23 protein-coding genes and 2 riboswitches are annotated in these 22,262 nt (G+C 47.3%); of the genes, 19 read left to right on the top strand and 4 right to left on the bottom strand.

What is annotated here, in order from left to right; all coding sequences use genetic code 11:
* Positions 1–40: 40 nt before the first annotated feature.
* From L3D05_RS13740 to L3D05_RS13725, 4 genes are all read left to right on the top strand, one after another.
* Entirely contained in the window at positions 41–943 is a 903-nt protein-coding gene (locus L3D05_RS13740) for a DMT family transporter (RefSeq protein ID WP_239616659.1), read from the top strand.
* A gap of 88 nt (positions 944–1,031) precedes the next feature.
* Positions 1,032–1,658 carry a Rossmann-fold NAD(P)-binding domain-containing protein gene (locus tag L3D05_RS13735; RefSeq protein ID WP_239616658.1) on the top strand — a complete coding sequence of 209 codons (627 nt, stop codon included), beginning with the start codon at positions 1,032–1,034 and terminating at the stop codon, positions 1,656–1,658.
* Between the two features lie 48 nt (positions 1,659–1,706).
* Positions 1,707–2,117, top strand: coding sequence for a DUF2203 domain-containing protein (locus L3D05_RS13730; RefSeq protein ID WP_239616656.1), 411 nt, complete (start codon positions 1,707–1,709; stop codon positions 2,115–2,117).
* A gap of 68 nt (positions 2,118–2,185) precedes the next feature.
* Positions 2,186–2,285, top strand: a riboswitch (purine riboswitch).
* A 71-nt stretch (positions 2,286–2,356) separates the two neighbouring features.
* Positions 2,357–3,286: an EamA family transporter gene (locus tag L3D05_RS13725; protein WP_239616655.1), complete on the top strand. Its 930-nt coding sequence runs from the start codon at positions 2,357–2,359 to the stop codon at positions 3,284–3,286.
* On the opposite strand, the gene L3D05_RS13720 is transcribed toward L3D05_RS13725, so the two are convergent.
* Positions 3,273–4,946, bottom strand: coding sequence for a ribonuclease J (locus tag L3D05_RS13720; protein WP_239616653.1), 1,674 nt, complete (start codon positions 4,944–4,946; stop codon positions 3,273–3,275). The genes L3D05_RS13725 and L3D05_RS13720 overlap by 14 nt on opposite strands.
* Positions 4,947–5,139: 193 nt before the next feature.
* Here L3D05_RS13720 and L3D05_RS13715 point away from each other — a divergent pair, with 193 nt between their 5' ends.
* The 3 genes from L3D05_RS13715 to L3D05_RS13705 all read left to right on the top strand — a co-directional run bounded on the left by L3D05_RS13715 (position 5,140) and on the right by L3D05_RS13705 (position 7,754).
* Positions 5,140–5,874, top strand: a complete 735-nt coding sequence (locus L3D05_RS13715) for a hypothetical protein (RefSeq protein WP_239616651.1) — start codon at positions 5,140–5,142, stop codon at positions 5,872–5,874.
* A 31-nt stretch (positions 5,875–5,905) separates the two neighbouring features.
* Complete coding sequence (locus L3D05_RS13710) at positions 5,906–7,105, top strand: hypothetical protein (protein WP_239616649.1); 1,200 nt, start codon at positions 5,906–5,908, stop codon at positions 7,103–7,105.
* A 307-nt stretch (positions 7,106–7,412) separates the two neighbouring features.
* On the top strand, positions 7,413–7,754 hold the full coding sequence (locus tag L3D05_RS13705; RefSeq protein WP_239616648.1) for a cupin domain-containing protein: 342 nt from the start codon (positions 7,413–7,415) through the stop codon (positions 7,752–7,754).
* Positions 7,755–7,906: 152 nt separating this feature from the next.
* Here the strand turns inward: L3D05_RS13705 and gdhA are convergent, their stop codons facing one another.
* Entirely contained in the window at positions 7,907–9,280 is a 1,374-nt protein-coding gene (gene gdhA, locus L3D05_RS13700) for an NADP-specific glutamate dehydrogenase (RefSeq protein ID WP_239616646.1), read from the bottom strand.
* A 194-nt stretch (positions 9,281–9,474) separates the two neighbouring features.
* On the opposite strand from gdhA, the gene L3D05_RS13695 reads away from it, so the two are divergent.
* The 5 genes from L3D05_RS13695 (at position 9,475) to L3D05_RS13675 (ending at position 13,560) form a co-directional block, all read left to right on the top strand.
* Complete coding sequence (locus L3D05_RS13695) at positions 9,475–10,233, top strand: MerR family transcriptional regulator (RefSeq protein WP_239616645.1); 759 nt, start codon at positions 9,475–9,477, stop codon at positions 10,231–10,233.
* 164 nt (positions 10,234–10,397) lie between these two features.
* Entirely contained in the window at positions 10,398–10,829 is a 432-nt protein-coding gene (locus L3D05_RS13690) for a GntR family transcriptional regulator (protein WP_239616643.1), read from the top strand.
* The gene (locus L3D05_RS13685; protein ID WP_239616641.1) at positions 10,822–11,511 is read left to right on the top strand and encodes an ATP-binding cassette domain-containing protein; all 690 of its coding nucleotides are present in this window, start codon (positions 10,822–10,824) and stop codon (positions 11,509–11,511) included. The genes L3D05_RS13690 and L3D05_RS13685 overlap by 8 nt, the downstream gene beginning before the upstream one ends.
* Complete coding sequence (locus tag L3D05_RS13680; protein WP_239616639.1) at positions 11,508–12,326, top strand: hypothetical protein; 819 nt, start codon at positions 11,508–11,510, stop codon at positions 12,324–12,326. Before L3D05_RS13685 ends, L3D05_RS13680 begins: the two co-directional genes overlap by 4 nt.
* Positions 12,327–12,342: 16 nt before the next feature.
* A complete protein-coding gene (locus L3D05_RS13675; protein ID WP_239616638.1) occupies positions 12,343–13,560 on the top strand; it encodes a hypothetical protein in 1,218 nt (405 codons plus the stop codon).
* A gap of 66 nt (positions 13,561–13,626) precedes the next feature.
* On the opposite strand, the gene L3D05_RS13670 is transcribed toward L3D05_RS13675, so the two are convergent.
* Complete coding sequence (locus L3D05_RS13670; RefSeq protein WP_239616636.1) at positions 13,627–14,256, bottom strand: helix-turn-helix transcriptional regulator; 630 nt, start codon at positions 14,254–14,256, stop codon at positions 13,627–13,629.
* Positions 14,257–14,284: 28 nt separating this feature from the next.
* Complete coding sequence (gene trhO / locus L3D05_RS13665) at positions 14,285–15,187, bottom strand: oxygen-dependent tRNA uridine(34) hydroxylase TrhO (RefSeq protein WP_239616634.1); 903 nt, start codon at positions 15,185–15,187, stop codon at positions 14,285–14,287.
* Between the two features lie 190 nt (positions 15,188–15,377).
* Positions 15,378–15,519, top strand: a riboswitch (cyclic di-AMP (ydaO/yuaA leader).
* 153 nt (positions 15,520–15,672) lie between these two features.
* On the opposite strand from trhO, the gene L3D05_RS13660 reads away from it, so the two are divergent.
* From L3D05_RS13660 to L3D05_RS13630, 7 genes are all read left to right on the top strand, one after another.
* Complete coding sequence (locus tag L3D05_RS13660; RefSeq protein WP_239616632.1) at positions 15,673–16,326, top strand: hypothetical protein; 654 nt, start codon at positions 15,673–15,675, stop codon at positions 16,324–16,326.
* A 151-nt stretch (positions 16,327–16,477) separates the two neighbouring features.
* Positions 16,478–17,251, top strand: a complete 774-nt coding sequence (locus L3D05_RS13655) for a gluconate 2-dehydrogenase subunit 3 family protein (protein ID WP_239616630.1) — start codon at positions 16,478–16,480, stop codon at positions 17,249–17,251.
* An 11-nt stretch (positions 17,252–17,262) separates the two neighbouring features.
* Complete coding sequence (locus L3D05_RS13650; RefSeq protein WP_239616629.1) at positions 17,263–18,984, top strand: GMC family oxidoreductase; 1,722 nt, start codon at positions 17,263–17,265, stop codon at positions 18,982–18,984.
* Positions 18,981–19,724, top strand: coding sequence for a twin-arginine translocase subunit TatC (tatC, locus tag L3D05_RS13645; RefSeq protein WP_239616627.1), 744 nt, complete (start codon positions 18,981–18,983; stop codon positions 19,722–19,724). The genes L3D05_RS13650 and tatC overlap by 4 nt, the downstream gene beginning before the upstream one ends.
* A gap of 41 nt (positions 19,725–19,765) precedes the next feature.
* A complete protein-coding gene (gene tatA / locus L3D05_RS13640; protein ID WP_239616626.1) occupies positions 19,766–19,966 on the top strand; it encodes a twin-arginine translocase TatA/TatE family subunit in 201 nt (66 codons plus the stop codon).
* Positions 19,967–20,161: 195 nt separating this feature from the next.
* Positions 20,162–20,698, top strand: a complete 537-nt coding sequence (locus tag L3D05_RS13635) for a PadR family transcriptional regulator (RefSeq protein WP_239616624.1) — start codon at positions 20,162–20,164, stop codon at positions 20,696–20,698.
* A gap of 1 nt (position 20,699) precedes the next feature.
* Entirely contained in the window at positions 20,700–22,223 is a 1,524-nt protein-coding gene (locus tag L3D05_RS13630; RefSeq protein ID WP_239616623.1) for a DHA2 family efflux MFS transporter permease subunit, read from the top strand.
* Positions 22,224–22,262 lie beyond the last annotated feature (39 nt).

The following is a 22,262-nucleotide window of genomic DNA, read 5'->3' as shown; positions in this document are numbered from 1 at the left end:
TCCGATTAATACAACTAGGATTCACCCGGAGGCTGCATAGATGACCAAATTGAAATATGTTTTTCTCGTCGTACTGACGACGTTCTTGATGGGAGTTGCATTCCCGGTCGGCAAGATCGGCATGGATTATGCTCCTCCGTTTTTGTTAATGGGCATCAGGTTCGTTCTGGCAGGAGGTTTACTTGCGCTGATCCTCGCCAAGAAACCCCGTCCAGAGGGAACGAAACAATGGTTTCAAATAGCGGCAATAGGGTTGCTTCAATCAACAGGCGTGATGGGCTGCAGTTACTATAGCATGCGGTGGATCACATCCGGCGAATCGTCAATCTTAATTTTTACGAACCCGCTTCTCGTCATCATCATGGGTACTTTGTTGACCGGAGTCGTATACCGAGGACGGCAATGGCTTGGCGTTGCGGTTGGCATTCTCGGGGTGGCCATCACGCTAGGCTTTCATATGGGATTGCAGCCAGGTACTTATATTAGCTTTGGCGGCGCGATCTGTTTTGCTTCGGCAACGCTGCTCATTAAACGTTGGGGGCCTCAGTACGATATGAAGGTACTAGCGGCCTATCAAATGATTTTCGGCGGACTTGCTTTATTCGTCTTAAGCGCAATATCCGAGCATCCTCGATTTGAATTCAACGCGGCTTCGGTATTGGTATTGCTCTGGTTGATATTGATGTGCTCAATCGTTCAGTTTACGTTATGGTATTACTTGCTGAGCAAAGGAGATCCGGCTAAGACGAGCGCGTTCCTGTTCTTAGTTCCGTTATTCGGCGTCCTTACGAGTTGGCTGCTCCTGGGCGAGAAAGTAGCTTGGGAAGTCTATGCGGGCGGGGCGCTTATCTGCATCGGTATTTTCCTGGTGAACTGGGAGGGGCGTCATAAGCCTGCATCCCGATCGATTAAGCGCGACCCCGTCTTGAATCAATCCTCGTAAATTAGGTATAGTTAGGATATCATCGTTTTTAATTCGGGGGGGTTCTAAGCTGAGAAAAATTCGTGCAATCGTTACTGGCGCTACAGGCATGGTTGGGGAAGGCGTGCTTCTGGAATGCCTCGCAAATCCAGAAGTCGAGCAGGTGTTGGCGATTAACCGTAAACCTTGCGGCGTAACCCATCCCAAGTTAACGGAGATCATTCATGATCAATTCTATGATTTATCAGCTATAGAAAGTCAGTTAACGAATTATAATGCTTGTTATTTCTGTCTAGGTGTATCCTCGGTCGGCATGAAAGAAGAGGCTTATCGAAGAGTGACGTACGATCTTACTCTCGGCGTGGCGCAATTGTTATCGAGGTTAAACCCGGACATGGTATTCTGTTACGTGACCGGAGCAGGGACGGATAGCACGGAGCTAGGGAAGAGCATGTGGGCAAGAGTGAAAGGCAAGACGGAGAACGATTTGCTCAAGCTTCCATTTCGTAAGGCTTTTATGTTCCGTCCCGGGTACATGCATCCGACAAAAGGGGCAAAAAACACGCAAAAATATTATCGGGCGTTAAGTTGGTTATATCCCGCGTTAAGGCGACTTTTTCCAAAACACGTAATTACGCTTAAAGAGCTTGGCAGAGCGATGATCCACAGCGTGAATACCGACTATCCGAAGTCCGTGCTGGAAGTACAGGATATTATTCAATTGGCGAAAAAATAGAGGGCTGCATGCATAAGCCATTCCGCTTAAGTAAGGAGTAGGTGAGCAGTGGGAGACAGGTTATTTACGCTTCGCGAAGCGACGGAATTGCTACCGCAAATCAAGGCTGAGTTGGCCGTGCTGCAGGAGCTGGCTAGCCGGATTGAAGACGAGCAGTTGGAATTGCAAAAAATGAAGTTGATTCTTATACAGACGCAAATAAATCATGTTAAAGACGGCTTTTTCGAAGCGGAAAGCCGGATTGATTTCATGCGGATGGAAGCGGATATGCTTATTCAGAACTTCGCGCGCAAAGGAGTCCAGTTGAAGATGATCAGCCCGGGTCTTATCGACTTCCCTGCGAATTTGGATGGGGAAGAAGTTCTTCTGTGCTGGAAGGAAGGCGAGGAGTCGATCACTCACTATCACGGCTGGCATGAAGGATTTATGGGACGCAAATTGTTGCCGGAAGATTTCTAGATGGAATGAACAACGGGATTGACAATTGCTTGAATGCACAGTATGATTCAACATGTTGCTTTGTGAAACATTCATAATCGTTATTCATTCGTATAACCTCACGAATTCAGGGTGGGGGTTTCTACGGGAAGCCTTAACTTCCTTACTACGAATATGGGATCATTGTCCCATGTTCATAGTGGGAAGTTTTTTTGTTTTTATTATCGTTTACGAATAGGCAAGGGGGCATCTTAGAAGTTATGAAGTATATGTTATCCGTACTATTGGGTGCGATCAGTTATGGCATCTTATCGACTATCGTCGTTAAAGCATATGGGAAGGGCTACGTATTAGGAGAAGTTGTGGGCAGTCAGTTGCTGATCGGCTTTCTACTCGCGTGGGGATTGGTGCTGTTTACGAAACTTAGGCAAAAGAGTAAGAAAGGAGCGGCCGATCTACGCAGTGATGAATCAGTATCTAGACTGACGTGGAAGCAACGGTTGTACCTCATGGCTGCGGGAACCCCATCATCCATTACGGGGCTGCTCTACTACGAATCCCTTCGTTACATTCCGAACTCGCTCGCGATCTTATTATTGTTCCAGTTTACGTGGATGGGCGTTCTTCTCCACTCTATTATTCAGCGTCGCCGCCCTAACGGGGTAATGTTGTTCACGTTAGTTGTCCTGCTGGGAGGAACCGTGCTGGCCGCGGGAATCGTCGAGCAGGGGATGTCCAGATTTAACTGGATCGGCGTCGCGCTGGGGCTATCCGCGGCGGTGAGTTACTCTATGTTCATATGGCTAAGCGGCAAGGCGGTACCTACTGTACATCCTTCTTACCGCAGCGCTTGGATGATCACGGGAGGAATGCTGATCGTCTTCCTCTTGTTTCCGCCGCAATTTCTGTTCAACGGACAGCTGTGGGGCGATCTGATCCTATTCGGTCTGATGCTCGGACTGTTCGGAGCTTTCTTGCCTCCCGTATTGTTCGCGATCGGAGTTCCTCACATCGGAGAGGGAATGACCGGTATTCTCGGAGCTTCGGAATTGCCCGTTGCCGTACTTCTGTCAGCCATCGTCCTTCATGAACACGTGAGCGCGCTCCAATGGGCCGGTGTTCTACTCGTCATTGTGGGCGTAGCGCTTCCGGAGATGTTAAAACGGATTAAATCGCTTAAATTTGGATGATAATAGGCAGAATCATAGGCCGCCGTTTCGTATGGGTGAAGACGAATTTGCCGATCGATTCTTTGATGGATTGTTTATAGACGTTCCATTGATTCACATTATCCGCGAGCAATTTCTGGACGGCGGCTACGGTCATTCGGTTGACCTCTTCGATCAACCCTTCCGATTCGCGGACATAGACGAAGCCGCGCGAGATCGTGTCCGGTCCGGAGATAATTTTGCCTTCGGCCCGGCTGATCGTTATGACGATAATTAATATTCCGTCCTCCGACAGAACTTTGCGGTCGCGCAAGACGATGTTGCCGACATCTCCGATTCCAAGTCCATCTACGAGCGTGATGCCGGTCGGAATTTTCCGAGTTTGCACTGCAATCTGGTTCTGGATGTCCACAACGTCTCCGTTCTTGACGATAAACGTGTGATTCGGGCTTACGCCGACGGATTCTGCTAACAAACGGTGTTGGTGCAGCATTCTATACTCTCCGTGAACGGGTATAAAATATTTCGGCTTCATTAAGGTTAGCATCAGCTTTAATTCCTCTTGGCTCGCATGTCCGGACACATGCATTCCCGTTACCGATCCTGCCCCATAGATGACCCGAGCGCCAAGCTCATATAGATTGTCCACGATGCGCGCGACGTTGCGTTCGTTTCCTGGAATAGGAGTAGCGGCAATAATAACGGTATCTCCGCGCAAGATTTCAAGCTGCCGATGATTGGAGCTAGCTAATCGGGATAAAGCAGCCATCGGTTCTCCTTGGCTTCCGGTACATAGAACGGCAACCTCATGAGGAGGGAATTTGTTCACTTCAGCCGGATCAATCAACATCTCGTCGGGCATATGGAGATATCCAAGCTCTGTAGCTACGCTAACGACATTAACCATGCTTCTACCTAGAAGAGCGATCTTGCGATTCGTTTGATGGGCAGCGTCAATGACCTGCTGCAAGCGATGGACGTTGGAAGCGAAGGTGGATAGGAAAATCCTCTGCGTAGCTTTCGTGAATGCTTCCGCAATATGTTCACCTACAAGACGTTCAGACGGAGTAAAACCAGGGCGTTCCGCATTCGTGCTCTCGGACAGAAGAGCGAGTACGCCTTTCCTGCCGAGGTCGGCCATTTTATGTATGTCGGGATATTGCTCATTAACAGGAGTAAGATCGAATTTGAAATCGCCCGTGTGTACGACAGTGCCTTCGGGAGTATGGAATGCGATTCCCAAACAATCGGGAATGCTATGATTCGTACTGAAAAAACTAAGGCTAATCGCTCCTAAAACGATGTTGGAATCAGATTGAATCTGATTTAACTGCGCTTCAGCGAGCAGACGGTGCTCTCTTAGTTTGCCTTCAATTAATCCGAGCGTTAGTCTTGTCGCATAGATGGGCATGTTCATCTGCTTAAGGACATAGGGAATCCCTCCGATATGATCTTCATGGCCATGCGTGACGATTAACGCTCTGACTTTATCCTGATTTTCCAGCAAATAAGTGATATCGGGTATGATAACATCAATACCCAGCAAGCTTTCGTCGGGAAATTTGGAGCCGCAATCGACCACGACAATATCGTCTCCATACTGGATGACGTACATGTTTTTGCCGATCTCATTGACCCCGCCAAGAGCTGCGATAGATAACTTATTGTCCACAGTGCTCAACAATCGAACCCCCCGTATGTTAAGAATAAAAGCAGTATTGCCTAGTCGTTCCGGTTTCATCCGAGAGCCGAATCATTCCATACGAATAATCTGTTATGCGAAAGGTAAGGGTTATCCGTTGTTCTAAAGCTTAATCACAGTTACAATTAGGTCAATGGATTGTACAAGCCGTCGATGAAAGGAATGGAAGATCATGTCCAATGCGAGCAAAATTCAATTTTATCCGCCCAAGGGAGAGTACATAACGTTCGAGAACGAAGAGGACTACGGAGATCGTGGAAGAAGCTGGGGGCTATTCGGCAAAACGCCTAAGAAACAATTCTGGTATAAGAGCGCGTCAAGCCAAAGCTTAGTCACGATCATAGGATATGAAGAATATAGAAACCTGAATGTGTTGGTCGTTGAATTCGAGGATGGCAGCTTATCTTGTATTCATCCTTCTTATTTGAAAGAAATGCAGGGCAGCAATTTCGGCAAGGAAATTGTCGTCGAGGATGCGGAAGGCTTGGAAGAAGGGGCTCCGATCGTGGAAGCATCGGAGACAAAACCAGCAGGGGAGAAAGCCGCGAAGGCACCCAAAGCCCCTAAAGCTCCTAAAGCTCCGAAGAAGCAAGCCGAGAAAAAAGAAAAGGTGGAGCTGCCTCTCGACAAGGTGAAGTTCACCGCTAAGGTAAAAGAGTTCACGACCAAGCCCAATCCTTTCTCGGACAACGACGACGAGATTCTCTTATTGGAGGAAGTCGCGATTGTCGGAGATGCGCCGTTAGCGATCGGCGACGCTTGGTGCGGGTATAGCAACACGTTGAAAGGCTTCGGTCTCGAGGTAGGGGACATTCTTTCCTTCGAAGGGAAAGTCGTAGATAAGAAGTTCAACAAAGAAATTTTGTATAAAGTAAACAATCCGTCTAAATTAACTAAGTCTAATTGATAGATTCATTACAACTTAGGAGCGGATTGAAATGTCGGTTGGGCTGAGAATGATGAGTAAAATGCTGTTGGTTTTTTCGGTACTATCGTGCGTGATCAGTCCGACAAGCTGGGCGAAGGATTCCGGGGCGAATGGATTCGTCTCGGATGTTAACGCGGTCAATTCACTTATGACGCAAGCCGAAAAGTCGTTTGGGGCAGGGGACAAGGACAAGGCCCTGATCTTAGTAAGCCAAGCAGAGAAAAAGCTAATCACTGCCCTGCGCTCGAAATATTCAACCGACTCTCGATATGTCGGTTATTTAGCAAATGTGAAAGGCTATTGGAAGACGACGAGCATTCACCCTGAAAATTCAGGAGTCGATTACGTAAAGAGATTCGAGAGCAAGATTAGCTGTTGGGTTGGCGGGTGCCAAGCAACTCCGCTTAGCCACGTGATGCAAATTCGGTTCACGGACGGTACGGTATCCGTGTTTAGATCCCATGGATCGCCGTTTGACGATAATGACGACGATTTTATCGGATCTCTTGATTTAAGGGTACTGAGCCATTTTGGTTTTTTCCAAATGACAAACAAAGAAGTTGTGATGCTGCCTGTCGTTGGGAACTGGCGCGGCGGTGGCTGGAATCTTACGATTATGAATTTGAGCCGAAATTTGAAGGCGGAGAAATATACGAGTTTGTTCAAGAAGCAGGATTTGCCTTCAGAACTAATAAAACATTGGGATGATCGTTATCAATCGTTCCTCAACGTTTGCGATACTTACGATTGCCCGGATGCGGAGTTGAAGCAATTCGATGAAAAAGCCGGGAAAGTTGTGTTCAATTCGATAACGGTGAAGCTCCGGCAAGTGAAGATCAATCAATACCCTCATTCTAATCGGCAAAAGCTTCTCGATCTATTCAACCGCATTTCTACCGAAGGAGCTTCTCCTAGGTATTCGAAGATTGGGTTGAATGATATAAACAATGAAGTGACTTCTATTTCCATTCAGCCGAAAGCTGTAGGTTTGGACCAAATTACCTTGTCTCAAATCGGTCAATTAGCCGGGGTGCGGGTAGAAGGGAAAGCCAATCGTCTAACGATCACCTTTACCATTGCGCATCGGAACGGCAATATGAATCTTACCTTCATGGGCACAAATACCGGAAAACCGATTCGTGCGATTACGATAACTCCCGCCGACACTTTCCCATCCGACAATTTATCTTTAGTTTTTCCTGGTCAATAATGATCGAATTTGAACGGACACCAGAGACCTTATTTGCCGTAAAGACCTCTTTTGATGGATACTTGCGGACACCACAGACTTTATTTCACAAAAATCCATGCATTTTGGGGCCATTACGGGCAAATAAGGTCGCTCATGTCCGTTAGAGTGCGATTGGTCCCTAAAATTCACAAATAAGGGCTTCTGTGTCCGTTTGAGTAAGATGCCTTAACATGTTGTCATGTTCTTATTTGCAAGAAAACTCTATTTTCATGAGGCTTTGTTAATCTTTGATGTTGATCAACTAAGTATTTAGGGAGCAATGGAATTGAAAATAAGCAAACAAAATGCAGAACATTATATTTGGGCTGGAATTTGTGATGGGTGGCATTTAGTTAAAAATCAAGAGTTAAGCATTATTCATGAACGAATGCCAATAAATACTTCGGAAGTAAAGCACTATCATCAAAATGCTCGCCAATTTTTCTTTGTCCTATCTGGTACAGCAACTTTGGAAATTGGTGATAAAGAAATTATCTTAAATCAACAAGAGGGCATCGAGGTTCCCCCTCTGACACCACACCAAATGTTTAATAAGTCAAAAGATGAAATTGAGTTTTTGGTAATTTCTCATCCGAATAGTAAAGGAGATAGGATCATAGTAGATTGAACTAAGACGGATATGATAACTCAATAAACCGCCTTTTCACTAAGGCGGCTCTCGTATTGTCAAATATCAACATTAGGATATAACATAACTTTTCAAAAAAAAAAGCAAAGCCATTTGGCTTTGCTTTTTGCTGTATTACAATGATGATTTGCTTACACAACGCCTTGAGCAAGCATAGCGTCAGCAACGCGGATGAAACCGGCGATGTTAGCGCCTACGACCAAGTTACCTGGATGTCCGTATGCTTGAGCGGCTTTTACGCTGTTTTGGTAGATGTTTTTCATGATGCCGTGAAGCTTAGCGTCAACTTCTTCGAACGTCCAAGAAAGTCTCATGCTGTTCTGGGACATTTCCAGAGCGGATACCGCAACGCCGCCGGCGTTAGCTGCTTTCGCAGGTCCGAACAGAACTTCATTGTTCAAGAACACTTCGATCGCTTCGAGGGTAGAAGGCATATTAGCGCCTTCGCCGATCGCTTTGACACCGTTGGAAACGAGCAGTTGAGCAGCTTCTTCGTCGATCTCGTTTTGCGTAGCGCAAGGAAGGGCGATATCGCAAGGGATGGACCAGATGCCTGCGCAGCCTTCCGTATAAACGGCATGCGGGTGTTCGTCTACATATTCGCTAATCCGTTTGCGTTCAACTTCTTTCAAACGTTTAACGGTTTGAAGGTTGATGCCTTTAGGATCGTAGATGTATCCGTTGGAATCGCTGCATGCGATAACTTTAGCGCCAAGTTGAGTCGCTTTGTCGATCGCATAGATAGATACGTTACCGGAACCGGAAACGACGACCGTGCTATCTTGGAAACTCAAGCCTTTGGCTTCTAACATTTCGTTAACGAAGTAAACGCAGCCGTATCCAGTTGCTTCCGTACGCGTGAGGCTTCCTCCGTAGATGATGCCTTTGCCCGTTAGAACGCCAGCTTCATGCCCGCCTCTGATCCGTTTATATTGTCCGAACATATAACCGATTTCGCGAGCGCCTACGCCGATGTCTCCAGCAGGTACGTCTTCGTCTGGTCCGATATACTTGTACAGCTCAGTCATGAAGCTTTGGGTGAATTTCATGATTTCGTTGTCTGATTTGCCTTTAGGGTCGAAGTCGGAGCCGCCTTTACCGCCGCCGATTGGCAAGCCTGTTAAGGAGTTCTTGAAGATTTGCTCGAAGCCGAGGAATTTGATGATGCTTGCGTTAACGGAAGGGTGGAAGCGAAGACCGCCTTTATAAGGGCCGATTGCACTGTTGAATTGTACGCGGAAGCCACGGTTGACTTGAGGTTTGCCACTATCGTCTACCCAGGGTACCCGGAAGTATACGACGCGTTCCGGTTCTACAATCCGTTCGAGAATCCCTTGATTCATATATTTTGGATGTTTTGCAAATACAGGAGTAAGGGAGTCTAAAATTTCTTTAACCGCCTGATGAAATTCGCTTTCGTGTGGGTTGCGTTTAATAACGGCTTCGTAAACAGATTGAACATATTTTTGCGCGGTTGAAGATTGCTCAGCTGTGATTGTTGTCACTCTTTCATAACACTCCCTAAAATTATTTGCATTAACTGTTACAAACCATGCATTTTTATACTTAATGATTGTAGATTATACACGAAACATTAGCAAATTAAAATTATTTTTATAGGTGAATGATTTAGTTTATATGCGTGTTGACATTTACGTTGCGTAAAGGTGTACGATCAGTGTGCAAGGGGGGATTAAAGATGGAATATACCGTGCAGAAGCTAGCGCAATTGGCTGGAGTCAGTACCCGGACGCTCAGATATTACGATGTAATCGGGATTCTCAAGCCGGCGAGAATCAATTCATCGGGCTACCGCATTTACGGACAGCAAGAGGTGGATCGGCTGCAGCAAATTCTCTTCTATCGCGAGCTTGAAGTAAGCTTGGAAGAGATTCGGGAAATATTGACTTCTCCACAATTCGATGCGGAAAGCGCTTTGAGAAAACACCGGGACAATCTGCTGGCCAAGAGGCAACAATTGGATGCCTTACTAGCGAACATCGATCTCACCTTAGCAAGCCGAGAGGGGAATTTAACGATGAGCGACAAGCAAAAATTCGAAGGCTTCAAACAAAAGTTGATCGACGACAACGATAGGAAGTATGGAGCCGAGATTAGGGCCAAGTATGGAGAGGATCAGATTGCCAAAGCGAACCAGAAGATCAAAGGGATGACGGAGCAGCAATATGACGAAGTCGAGCAGTTAGCCGCGAAAATTCACGCAACTTTGGCAGAAGCTTTTGCCACGGGTAATCCTGCGGGCGAGCTTGCCCAGACTGCTGCGGATCTGCATCGACAATGGCTAACCTTCTATTGGGATTCTTATAGTAAGGAAGCACACGCGGGAGTCGCGCAAATGTATGTCGACGATGAAAGATTCACCGCTTATTACGATAAGGATCAACCGGGAGTCGCGCAATTTCTGAGGGATGCTGTTCTGATCTATACAGGAACATGAATAGGGGGCTGGGCAGAGATTTAATCTGCTCAGTCCTTTGTTATTGTTAGAGACCCGCCGACAAGTACAAAACGGGGTTGACAGCCGGGTGTACTACGGGCATAATACACCTATGAGTGTATGAACTACTTAGTACACACACTTGAAGATTGCGAGGTATCGGGATGAAAACAGGTGAAGGCTGGGAGGAAGTCGCGTTTAACAATCGGGATCCGGTCTATCTGCAGGTCGTTCGGCATTTCAAGGAACAGATCGTAACCGGACGGCTAGCGGCAGGTAAGGTGATCCCTTCGAGAAGAGAGCTGGGCGCATTGCTGAAGATTAATCCCAACACCGCACAGCGAGCTTATAAAGAGATGGAGGAGCGGCAATTGATCGTCACGGAAGGAAATTCGCCTAGCCGAATCACGGTAGACGAGAACGTGCTAAGAGCGATCCGATCGGAGCTGTTAGGCGAAGCCGTTGAAGCTTTCGTCGCTTCGGTCCGGAAGATCGACGTTCCCGTCGAAGAGTTATTGGAGCTAGTTAAAGTCAAATATTCGGAGCAGAGAAGCCAGTCCGCTTTGCCGGAAAGTGGGGGGAATCGGGATGATTGAAGTGAATAACATACGTAAAAGATATCGTCTGCGCAAAGTGTTGAACGGAGTTTCATTCACGGCGGAAAAAGGGCAAATCACCTGTTTGACGGGAATGAACGGTGCCGGCAAATCAACGATATTGAAAGCGATTATGGGACTCACCCCGCTTAGCGGCGGACACATTCTAATCGATGGCCAGCCTCTTAACAAGTTGGCTTATGAGAAAATAGCTTTCATTCCCGATCACTTGACGATGCCGCTGGGCATGAGATTATCCGAAGGATTGCGATTTATGGACGATTTCTATGCCAATTGGGATACCGGGAGAGCGGATGAGCTTATGAGGTTCTTCCGATTGGAGAGCTCGGACAAGATCGGCAATCTCTCCAAGGGAACGGCCGCTAAATTCAACCTGGTGTTAGGCCTCGCGCAGAACACGGATTACGTGCTGATGGACGAGCCGTTCTCGGGCATCGATCTATTTAGCCGCGAGCTTATATCCGAGGTGTTCTCCAGCCATCTTATCGAAGATCGTGGAGTCCTATTAACGACGCACGAGATCGGGGATATCGAGCACTTGATCGATAAGGCGGTCATTATGGACAAGGGAACGATTTTCCGCGATTTTAATTGCGAAGAGGTTCGCAGCGAAGAAGGCAAGTCTATCGTGGACATCATGAGGGAGGTGTATCACGCGTGAACCGCTACTTGAAGCTCGTACATATGGAAGTTCATAGATTCCGATACATCTTGGCCGGATTAATGGGGATTACGCTCATTGTTCAATTCACGGCGTTGATCTGGTACCTTAACGATGAAATAGCCCTGAATGAGAAAGCGATGCAGAAATATGGATTTGCGGAGTCGAACATGTCGTTCGCCCAAACGATAGCAAGCACCCAATTTTGGTTTGCTATTCCGATCTTCCTTAGCATATCCGTCCTATGTTTGTATGCGTTCTTGATCTGGTATCGAGATTGGTTCGGCCGCAATACGTTCGTATACCGCTTACTCATGTTGCCTACGGCGAGAAGTCATATTTACTTGGCTAAGCTAACGGCAATTCTATTGTTCGTATTCAGTCTTATTTCCTTTCAATTGTTGCTTCTTCCTATAGAGCATTTGATTTTTAAGCTTATCGTTCCCGCGGATCTAATCAAACCCTCGTACTTTATGGACGCGGTTTCCGTTAATCAGATTTTCGAAATGTTATTGCCGAGTCACTTGGATCAATTCGTATTTTCGTACGGACTTGGCGCGATGGCATTGGTGGTCGTTTTTACGGCGATATTGCTCGAAAGAAGTTATCGGGTAATCGGGATTGTCTATGGCGTTCTTTATGTTTTGGTTTGTATGTTGGCATTATCCTTTCCGATTTTCGCCGGTATCGATAATTCCGAATCCTATCTTTATCCGGAAGAAGTTTGGGGGATTGAATTAATGATTTGGGCCGTCATCGTCACGGTGTCTTTGTGGCTCAGCTTCCGTTTAATAACGAAGAAAGTAACAGTATAGAAGGGAGGGTACGACAATGAAACGTTATTGGCTATCCGCGTTGTTGGGCGTATTCGTTGTTGCCGCTATCGGCACTTACTACGTGTACGGCACGATGGAACGTCTACCGGATTATAAGTTAAATACGATTGAAGGCAATCCGCAAGAGATGGATAAAGTAGAGATTAACGGGTGGTATGGCGGCGTATTGCATTCCGATTTTTTACACATGAATACGGTTGGGACAACGTATAAAAAGGATTATTCGCTCTATGAGACAAATGTGAAGAATGCCCGTTCTTGGCTCTACGGTCAGGAGGAATTCCAGGATTTAAAGAATAAGCATCGAAATTTCATGAGAGGAAAGATCTCGATGGATGGATTCTACAAAGATGAAGATTGGCTCATCTATGCAGATACGAGATTGGATTATTCTCCGGATAACATACAAGAAGCCGTTCTGAAAATGGATTTCCTGAACGAGAAAACAAGGAAAGTCACCCATTACCGTACGAGCATCATGCAATCTAGCGATTATAATTACATATCTATCGGAGACGTGCAACGGATTGGCGATCAGGTTCATATCCTTGTTTCTTCGCAATCGAATAATAATTACGAGTTTCACGTCTACACGGTAGATTTGACAAACGGGACGATTATTCGAAATGATACGTTATATCAAGTTGAAGCCGAAGAGAAAGATCATTTCAATCTGTCCGTGATCTCCAATGAGATTCGTTCTGAACCGGGCGAGTATGCCGTATTGAGAATTCGCAAAGAGAAATGGAATCAAGAAGGAAGCGGTTCCTATAGGGTAGAGTTGAAGTCAGAGAACCTCATTTCGTACTCCTACCTGACAGGTAAGTTAACGGACTTGCCACTAGAGCGAGATCAGGGTGATATCAAACGTGATTCCGCAAGCTATATATTGAACGGGAGCACTCTTTCGAGCTTTAGAACGGATACGACAGCGATCCTTGTATCTCGCTTCGACGTTGCGAACAATCAAAAGTTATCAGGGGTGTCAGAGGTATCGACTGGGCAGTTCGACGTGGACGAAATGGTTATGGGATCAGTCAGACGAGACAAGGTCTATGTGCTGCTTCGCAAAGCGAATAATCAGTATGTTGCCGTAGTTGATGCAACGAGTGGGAAAGTACTGTACAAAGGTCAAGCAGTCTCCGATGGTCCGGCATCCAAAGTCGAGGATCATATGAAAAACTTGCATTTGATGTACATTAACCTGAAATAACGAAAAACGCTTCTACCCTGCAATCACGGGATAGAAGCGTTTTTCGTTATAAGAGTAATAGTTTCGTCATCGAGGGCGGATCAGGTAGACGCATTTCTTGTCCCCTTTGGCCAAGCAATCGGAACGGCTAACATCCGCTTCGAGCAACGATTCGAACAGGCTTAGCTCGCAAGAACAGGCGTGGTTATATTTATTGGCAACCCGGGAGATCGGGCAATTGTATTCGGTTAGCGTATAGTCGTGCTCACCGCTCTTCTCCCATGTTGCCATATAACCGTTCTCGTTCTGGATTTCGGAGAGGGAGGCAATCTTGCTCTCCAAGTCCTTGTTCGCCATTTTGTCGCTATATCGTTTCATTAGCGTCGTCTTGCGCAGGTCGAAGAGGTGATTAACCATCGTTTCACCGGCCTCGCCTTCCAGTTCCGAGAGCAGGTCGAGCGCCACGGCATGATAATTTTTCGGAAAAAAATCATCCGCGTCATTCGTTAACCGATAAACGGCGGCAGGTCTGCCCATCGGAATTCGGACTTTAGTAAACTGGATCAGGTTTTCCTTTTCCAGAATAGAGATATGGCGTCTTACGGCCATTCCGGTAATCCCCAACTGGTCGGTTAAGTCCTTGGTCGTAAGCTCTCCGGACGTCTTTAACATCTGCATGATTCTATTGCGGGTAGATAAGTCCAACTCGTCTTTCATGTCGTAACCTCCAGATAACCGCAAATGATTACAGAACGGACCCGGAAGCGACGAGATCATGAGTTTCGCAATCCGTTGAACAATATCCCCGTTTAGTCGTTTCGCATTCCTCGCACACCAAATGCTGAAGATGGCAGGTATCGTCTTTGCAGTTGATGTATCGGTCGGTTTTCGTCCCGCAGTGATGACACTCACCGACGAGAATGTGCTCGTCCGTCTGGTTAATCCGCACGGAAACGCGTTCATCGAACACATAACAATTGCCGTCGAAACCTTTGCCTTGTACTTCAGGATCTTGTCCGTAGGTGACAATACCGCCATCTAATTGGAAAACATCATCGAAGCCTTCGTTCTTAAGGACGGCCGTGAGCATTTCGCAGCGAATGCCTCCGGTACAGTAGGTCAGAATCCGCTTGTCTTTATGCTCCGAGAGGTTATTTCTGATCCATTCCGGGAATTCGCGGAAAGTTTCCAGGTCCGGTTTGATCGCATTGCGGAAATGGCCGAGATCGTACTCGTAGTCGCTTCTGCCGTCGAGAATAAGCACGTCGTCCCTGTCCAAATGTTCATGCCATTGTTTGGGCGTAAGCCTGCCGCCGCCGTCTGTATTCGGATCAAGCTTCTTGTCGTATCGAAGAGTGACGAGCTCTTTCTTATGGCGAACGAATAGTTTCTTGAAAGCGTGGCCGCTTGCTTCGTCGATCTTGAAGAGAAGATCGGAGAAGAGAGGATGCGCATGCATCGTCTCCATATAGCGTTCCGTTTGTTCGATCGTGCCGGAAAGCGTTCCGTTGATGCCTTCGCTGGCGATGAGAATCCGTCCTTTGATTCCCAGCTCCTTGCAAAATTGAAGATGCTCGGCAGTGAAAGCTTCAGGATCCGAAATAGGAACGTATTTGTAGTAGAGCAGGATGCGGTAATCAGTCGTCATGATCAAACACCTTTCTAGAATGTATAGGAATAAAGAATAGCGGAAGAGAAAGATAAGATTCTCTTCCGCCTGGCTATTCGGAATATCGAAGTGGCTATAAGCTGTTATTTAGTTATTTTAGCTTTAAGCGGCTACTTAGTCAACATGGATGTTTATTAAGTGATTGACAATTACCGGTTAGCGGCGTTAAAATTAAGTATCGCTTAGTTCTCGGCCTTTCAGAAGGTAGAGAAGCGGGGGAACCAGTTAATAGGGGCGAATCATTCTTCGGAATGAAGGGTACCATCTTACCCGAGTCCGTCAGCTAACCTCGTCAGCAGGAGATGGGTCTGTCTATTGTCTAAACTTCGGACCCTTTCACAAGGGTCTTTTCTGTTTATTTAGGACCCTTCATTATCGGAGTCTCCCTCTCTCGATAACGTACGGGTCTTTTCGTATTTATCGAGATAACGAAGACTGTAACATTAATCTTAGGAGGTGTGTTTATGTACCATACGGATACGGTCAAAGCCACTTACAAGGATCTTATGATGAAGTCCAAGCTGATAATCGATAGTCCGGCCGAGCAATCGGAAAGCCGCCCGACGGAGGAGCATTATACCGTGCTTCACATGACCGTCGAGAACGGCGGCAACAGCCGGAGCGATAATGCTCATGATCTTTCGATAACGCAATCCAGCATCATTCGGTTTATCTCCGTCGTTTCCGAAATCGTAACCGGCTGGGGAGGAACGTTAATCGAAACCAACCTTAACTCCTATACGGCGATCTTCCCGATGTCCGAGCCCGATGCGGCCAGCCGCAGTTGCATTTGCGGGATCCAGATCCTTAACGCGATCTCGAATGTCATTGTGCCTTCTCTGAAAGAGGAGGGAATCGATAAGAGCTTTCAGTGCGGGATCGGCATTAGCATGGGGGCCGTATATAGCTTCCAAACGGGCTTGCAAACGCCGACGAACCAGTTATACCACGGAGAGGCTATCGCAAGCGCGGTCGAATACGCCAATATGTCGAGCGGCGTTGTCATCGTCGATCGCACAGTGAAGGAATCCATCGAACGTTCGGTGACGGAATTCAAAGTTCAGTTCCAGCCTTATCGCTATCATGAATGGGTCGGCTATCAATTAAAAGTCGGTTAATGATCGGTTAGGGCTTTAGCAAAACAAATGAGTCAATCAAAGGACCTCTTCGCAATCCGAAGGGGTCTTTTTTTTGTTGGATGAAAATCCATTTTTAGGGAAACACTCTCCATATATCCTAACCCTAATAAGAAGAGAGGACATTCCGATAATGGCAAATGAACAATCGCAGAAGCCCCAAGATGAATCGAGAAGAAGATTTCTTAAATATTCGGGTACGGCAATCGGTGGCGTTGTCGTTGGCGGCGTTATTGGGGGTATCGTCGGATCAAGCTTGAAGAAATCGGAGAAGGAAGAGGCACCCGTAGAGCCTGGGGCGCCGGCTGCCGCTCCGGATAGAGACTATAATCAGGCGCTGATGTTCTTCACGCAGGATCAATTCTTGATCACGGAAGCGGCATCGGAACGGTTGTTTCCGAAGGACGATCTGGGACCGGGGGCCAAGGAGCTTGGAGTCGCCTTCTTCATCGACCATCAGATGAACAGCGCTTACGGCATGAATGCGCGAGATTACATGATGCCGCCGTTCTACGCTTCTGAGGCATCTCAAGGCTACCAGCTCACCTTTAAGAGAAGAGAGCTCCTGGCACTGGGCTTAGATGCGTTAAACGAATATAGCAACAACACGTACAAGAAACCTTTTACGAAGTTGACGGGCGAGGAACAAGATGCGGTGTTGACCGCCTTCGAGAACAACGACGTGAAGCTAAAGGGCGTACCGGCGGCAACGTTCTTCAACTTGTTACTGAGTCTGACACTTGAAGGCGCCTACGCGGATCCGTTATATGGCGGAAACAAGAATATGGCCGGCTGGAAAATGCGCAATTACCCCGGTAACCAGATGAGCTATTACGATGTAATCGATAAAGAAGAGTTCGTCAAGATGGAACCGCTCAGCTTGCACGATCATCTGGAATTAGGATAGGAGAGAATGAGTTGGCGAACACACTTCCGAAAGTAAATGTCGTCATCGTCGGAATGGGCTGGGTAGGCGGCATTATCGCTGCCGAATTAACGAAGGCAGGCCATCAAGTCGTTGGGATTGAAAGAGGGAAAAGCCGTGGAACGCAAGACTACTACCACGTACATGACGAGTTGCGATATGCGACTCGTTACGAGCTCATGCAAGACTTGTCCAAGGAGACGGTCACTTTCCGCAATACGGAGAAAATGCGGGCGCTTCCTATGCGTTCCTATGGCTCCTTCCTTCTAGGTGACGGATTAGGCGGTGCGGGCGTACACTGGAACGGGCAATATTACCGCTTTCTGCCGTATGATTTTGAAATTTACAGCAAGACTGTCGAGCGATATGGGAAAAACAAGATTCCGGAAGGAATGACGCTAAGGGATTGGGGGATCACTTACGACGAGCTTGAGCCGTACTTCGTGAAGTACGAGCAGATGGCAGGGATTTCGGGAGAGAAGGAAGTACCCGCTAACATCGGTAAAATGTCCGTCCCTTACGCGACCGGTCCGATGAAAAAAACGCCCGCCATGAAGCTGTTCGAGGATTCGGCCAAGAAGCTTGGCTACCATCCCTATATCATTCCGTCCGCCAATTTGTCCGATGCCTACAAAAACCCGGACGGTATCGAGCGAGCAGCTTGTCAATATTGCGGATATTGCGAGCGCTTCGGATGCGAATACGGCGCGAAAGCGGATCCCGTCGTTACCGTGCTTCCCGTAGCTTTGCAGTCAGGCAAATTCGAATTGCGCACCCATTCGAACGTAACAGGTATCATTCACGACGGGAAGAAGGCTTCGGGCGTTAAATACGTGAACACGCCGACCGGAGAGGAATTCATCCAACCTGCCGATGTCGTTATTTTGGCGGGATACGTGTTTACTAACGTTCGGTTGCTGCTATTATCCAAGCTTGGACAGCCTTACGATCCGAAGTCGGATACCGGCTCCATCGGACGGAACTATGCCTATCAAGTGAACGGAGCGAGCACTGCCGCTTTCTATGAAGATCGGGAATTCAATATGGCTATGGGTGCAGGCGCGTTAGGGAGCAGTCTGGACGATTTTAACGGCGATAACTTCGACCACAGCTCGCTTAAGTTTCTTCACGGGGCGAATATTCGCTTTACGCAAACGGGACTTCGGCCGATCCAGTACCAGCCAGTACCCGCAGGCTCGCCGAAATGGGGCAAAGAGTTCAAGCAAAATTCCATCCACAACGCCAACCGAGTACTCGCGGTAGCGGGACAAGGAGCCAGTATGCCTTATCGCCATCACTATCTGGATCTAGATCCGGAGTATAAGGATGCGTTAGGGCTGCCGCTTATTCGAATGACGTTCGATTTCGAAGAACAAGACGTCGAATTGGTGAAGTTCATCGCGCAGAAAACAAAAGAAATCGCGGACGGTATGGGTGCGACGAAGACGGAAATACACGATACGATCAGGCAGTACAATATCGTTCCCTACCAATCCACGCATAACACCGGCGGAACGATTATGGGCAGCGATCCGAAAACCTCGGTCGTAAACAATTATTTGCAAATGTGGGACGCAGAGAACGTATTCATCTGCGGAGCGTCTAACTTCGCCCACAACAGCGGCTACAATCCAACGGCTACCGTTGGGGCGTTTGCTTATCGGACGGCCGAAGGCGTAGAGAAGTATTTACAGAAAGGCGGTTCTCTCGTTTGAGCGCTGAATCGGTCGATAGGGATCTGGTCGTACACTTATCGGAGCTTCGAAAACGGCTCATTTACGTCTCGCTTTATTTTATAGCGGCGCTTAGCTTCGGTCTCTATATTTCGCCCAAAATATTGACCTTCATCAAGGGTCACATGGGCAACGTTCAAGTTGAGTGGAGCGTGTTTGCGCTATCCGACGGTTTAGTCGTGTATATGAAGTGCGCGCTCATGGTTGGAGTCGTTCTTACTTTGCCGGTGCTTTTGTATCATTTGTGGGCATTCGCCCGGCCCGGCATGACCGACTCGGAAGCCAAAAACACTTTGCTCTACGTGCCGACTTCGTTCCTGTTATTCGTGTTCGGGGTCAGCTTCGGCTATACCGTTGCGTTGCCGATGATGATTAAGTTCATGGTGAAGCTCAATCAGGGAATCGGTGCGGATGAGGTATACGGTATTCAACATTATGTGTCTTTTCTGACAAGCTTTCTCTTACCGATGGGGATTGCTTTCGAGATGCCGCTCGTGATGATGTTCCTAACGAGAATCGGTATGTTAACGCCCGGGAAGATCAAGCAGGTTCGTAAGTTCGCTTACGTCGGTTTAGCTATTCTGGGCTCGCTTATCTCTCCGCCGGATTTTGTGTCGCATCTGTCGGTTACGGTACCGCTTATCCTCTTGTTTGAGATTAGCGCGTTCCTATCCGCGCGATATCATCGTCGGAGAGCAAACCTATCCGTCCGTCCGACTTAAAATCCGGTGAGATGATCTAGAAGGAAAGGAGGTGTTCCGTTATGTTTAACAACATTGGCATTTCGGGTTTGATTATTATTCTAGTCATCGCGCTGATCGTCTTCGGTCCTGCCAAGCTACCGCAGCTAGGACGCGCATTCGGCGATACGCTGCGCGAATTTCGCAATTCGACCAAAGGCATCGTCGACGAAGATTCGGATGATCGCGTAACCGTCGTTGAAGTGGACAGCTCGAAGAGCTAACCGATAATCATAAGTGTTGCCGCAAACATGTAAGAGGAGCTTGTTATCCGATCTCGGATAATGGGCTCTTTTGCCTGTGTAGAAACATTTTTCAAATTATGTATTGACTCGATATATATCGAACTGATATATTGTTTGTGGGAATCATTGGAATAATTCATCGTAATAGGTGAATAACGATAGGGAGGTCACGAATTGAACAGCCAAGACGTTATATTAGGAATGCTTATGAAGCAATCGCGTTCAGGTTATGAAATTAAACAAGTGTTGGAGGAATTATTCGCTTATTTCTATCAATCCAGCTATGGAACGATATATCCAACGCTCGGCAAGATGGAGAAGGAGCAGCTAATAACCAAGGAGAACGTACTGCAAGAAGGTAAGCCGAACAAAAACGTGTACACCATCACGGAGCGTGGCAGAGAACAGTTTAACGTCTATATGAACAGTCCCGTGGAGAACGATTCTTATAAATCCGATTTCTTAATGCGGTTATTTTTCGGTGAATATGTCGGATATGACAAAGTCATTTCTTGGTTGAAGCAAGCCCGAGAACAATTACAGAGGAATATAGAGCGTTTAAGCGAAACGTTCGCACAAGAGAGGGAAAGATTGCATCCGGCGAAGATCATCTGTATTCAAATGGGGCTCAAGGGATATCAGGCCAACTTAGAAACGATAGAAGAAGGTTTGGCGCTCATGGAACAATTAGAACAAGGGAAGAGGGATTAGAATGGCGGGAACAGGTTCGAATAAAGGACTAATTATCGTCGCAATGGCGCTTGGACTGTTGATGTCGTCGTTGGACAATACGATCGTTGCTTCGTGCATTAGCAATTTAAGCAAAGACTTTAACGTTTTCGATAAAATCAGTTGGGTATTCACGGCTTACATGCTTGCGGCTACGAGCACGATGCTGGTGTTCGGCAAAATGTCCGATTTGTTCGGGAGGAAACGGTTTTACTTGATCGGAATCGGGATGTTCCTTATCGGTTCCGCTCTGTGCGGAATTGCCAATAACGTGGATCAGCTCATTTGGTTTCGCGTTATTCAGGGAATCGGCTCCGGTGCCTTATTTCCGATTAGCTTTACTATCATATATACGATTTTCAATGATCCGAAGGATGCAGCGAAGATGTCCGGCGTGTTCGGTGCGATCTTCGGCTTGTCTTCCGTCGCGGGACCGCAATTGGGCAGCTTCATTGCCGAGCATTTGGGCTGGAGATGGAACTTCTATGTTAACGTTCCGATCGGTCTGGCATCGATGATCGTTCTAATCATTGCCTTGAAGGAAACCCGCTCCGAGCATAAGCCGAAGATCGATTATCTGGGGACTCTTTTCCTTATCGTGACAACCGTATCGCTGATGCTCGCTCTGGAATGGGGAGGGAAAGATTACGCTTGGGGCTCATGGCAGGAGATTAGCTTATTTGCTACGGCTGGCATAGTTGGTACCTTATTCATTCTTGTCGAGTTGCGTGCCGCCGAACCCGTTCTTCCGCTTAGCATATTTAAGAACAGGATGGTACTTGGAACGAGCATTATCTGCTTCTGCCAAGGCGTGCTCATGTTCTCTGCCATCACTTATTTACCAAGCTTTACGGTCGGGGTATTAGGTCATCCTAACTCAAATGGAACGCTGACTCCGATGATGGCTTCTTTAATCGCAGGTGCCATTTTGTTCGGTTTCTTGCAAGCGAAATTCGCATTCCGTACGCTGATGTTCGTCAGTATGCTGATGTCTATCGTAGTAGCCTCGCTGCTGACCATTGTCAGCAGCGACGCTTCCAGCGGATATATGATCATCCTGATGATCTTGCTTGGCGTCGGTGCGGTTGGACCTTTAATGAGCGTTGCACAGAGTGCCATAGCCGCGAACGTAGATCCTAAATACATGGGGGTCAGTTCCTCGATCGTCGGGTTCTGGCGCAGTATCGGAGGCGTGCTAGGCGCATCCATCATGGCGACCATCGTTAATAATAACCTGAATACTTTAATATCCGATGGCGCTGCGAAGGTAGGTATTCCCGCTGATAAAATCAGCACTTTAGCGAATCCGGAGCTGTTAATGCGGGCCGCCGACAAAATCGATCCTCATATCCGCAGGTTTCTTCAAGACTCGCTGGGTACCGCGATAAATCATGGTTTTATTCTTAGCATCTGCGTGGGCGGCATTGGTTTGATTACGGCTTTATTCGTTGGAGCCGGCAGACTGGAATCCGTGAAGAAACCGCAGTCCGGAGCTGTGCATCTGTAGATTACAACTATTGGCGTAAATTGTTCATTAGGAGGGCAC

Origin of the sequence: Cohnella mopanensis, from assembly GCF_022352055.1 — a bacterium.
Lineage (GTDB): Bacteria > Bacillota > Bacilli > Paenibacillales > Paenibacillaceae > Cohnella > Cohnella mopanensis.
This window is presented reverse-complemented; position numbering and strand designations above follow the sequence as displayed.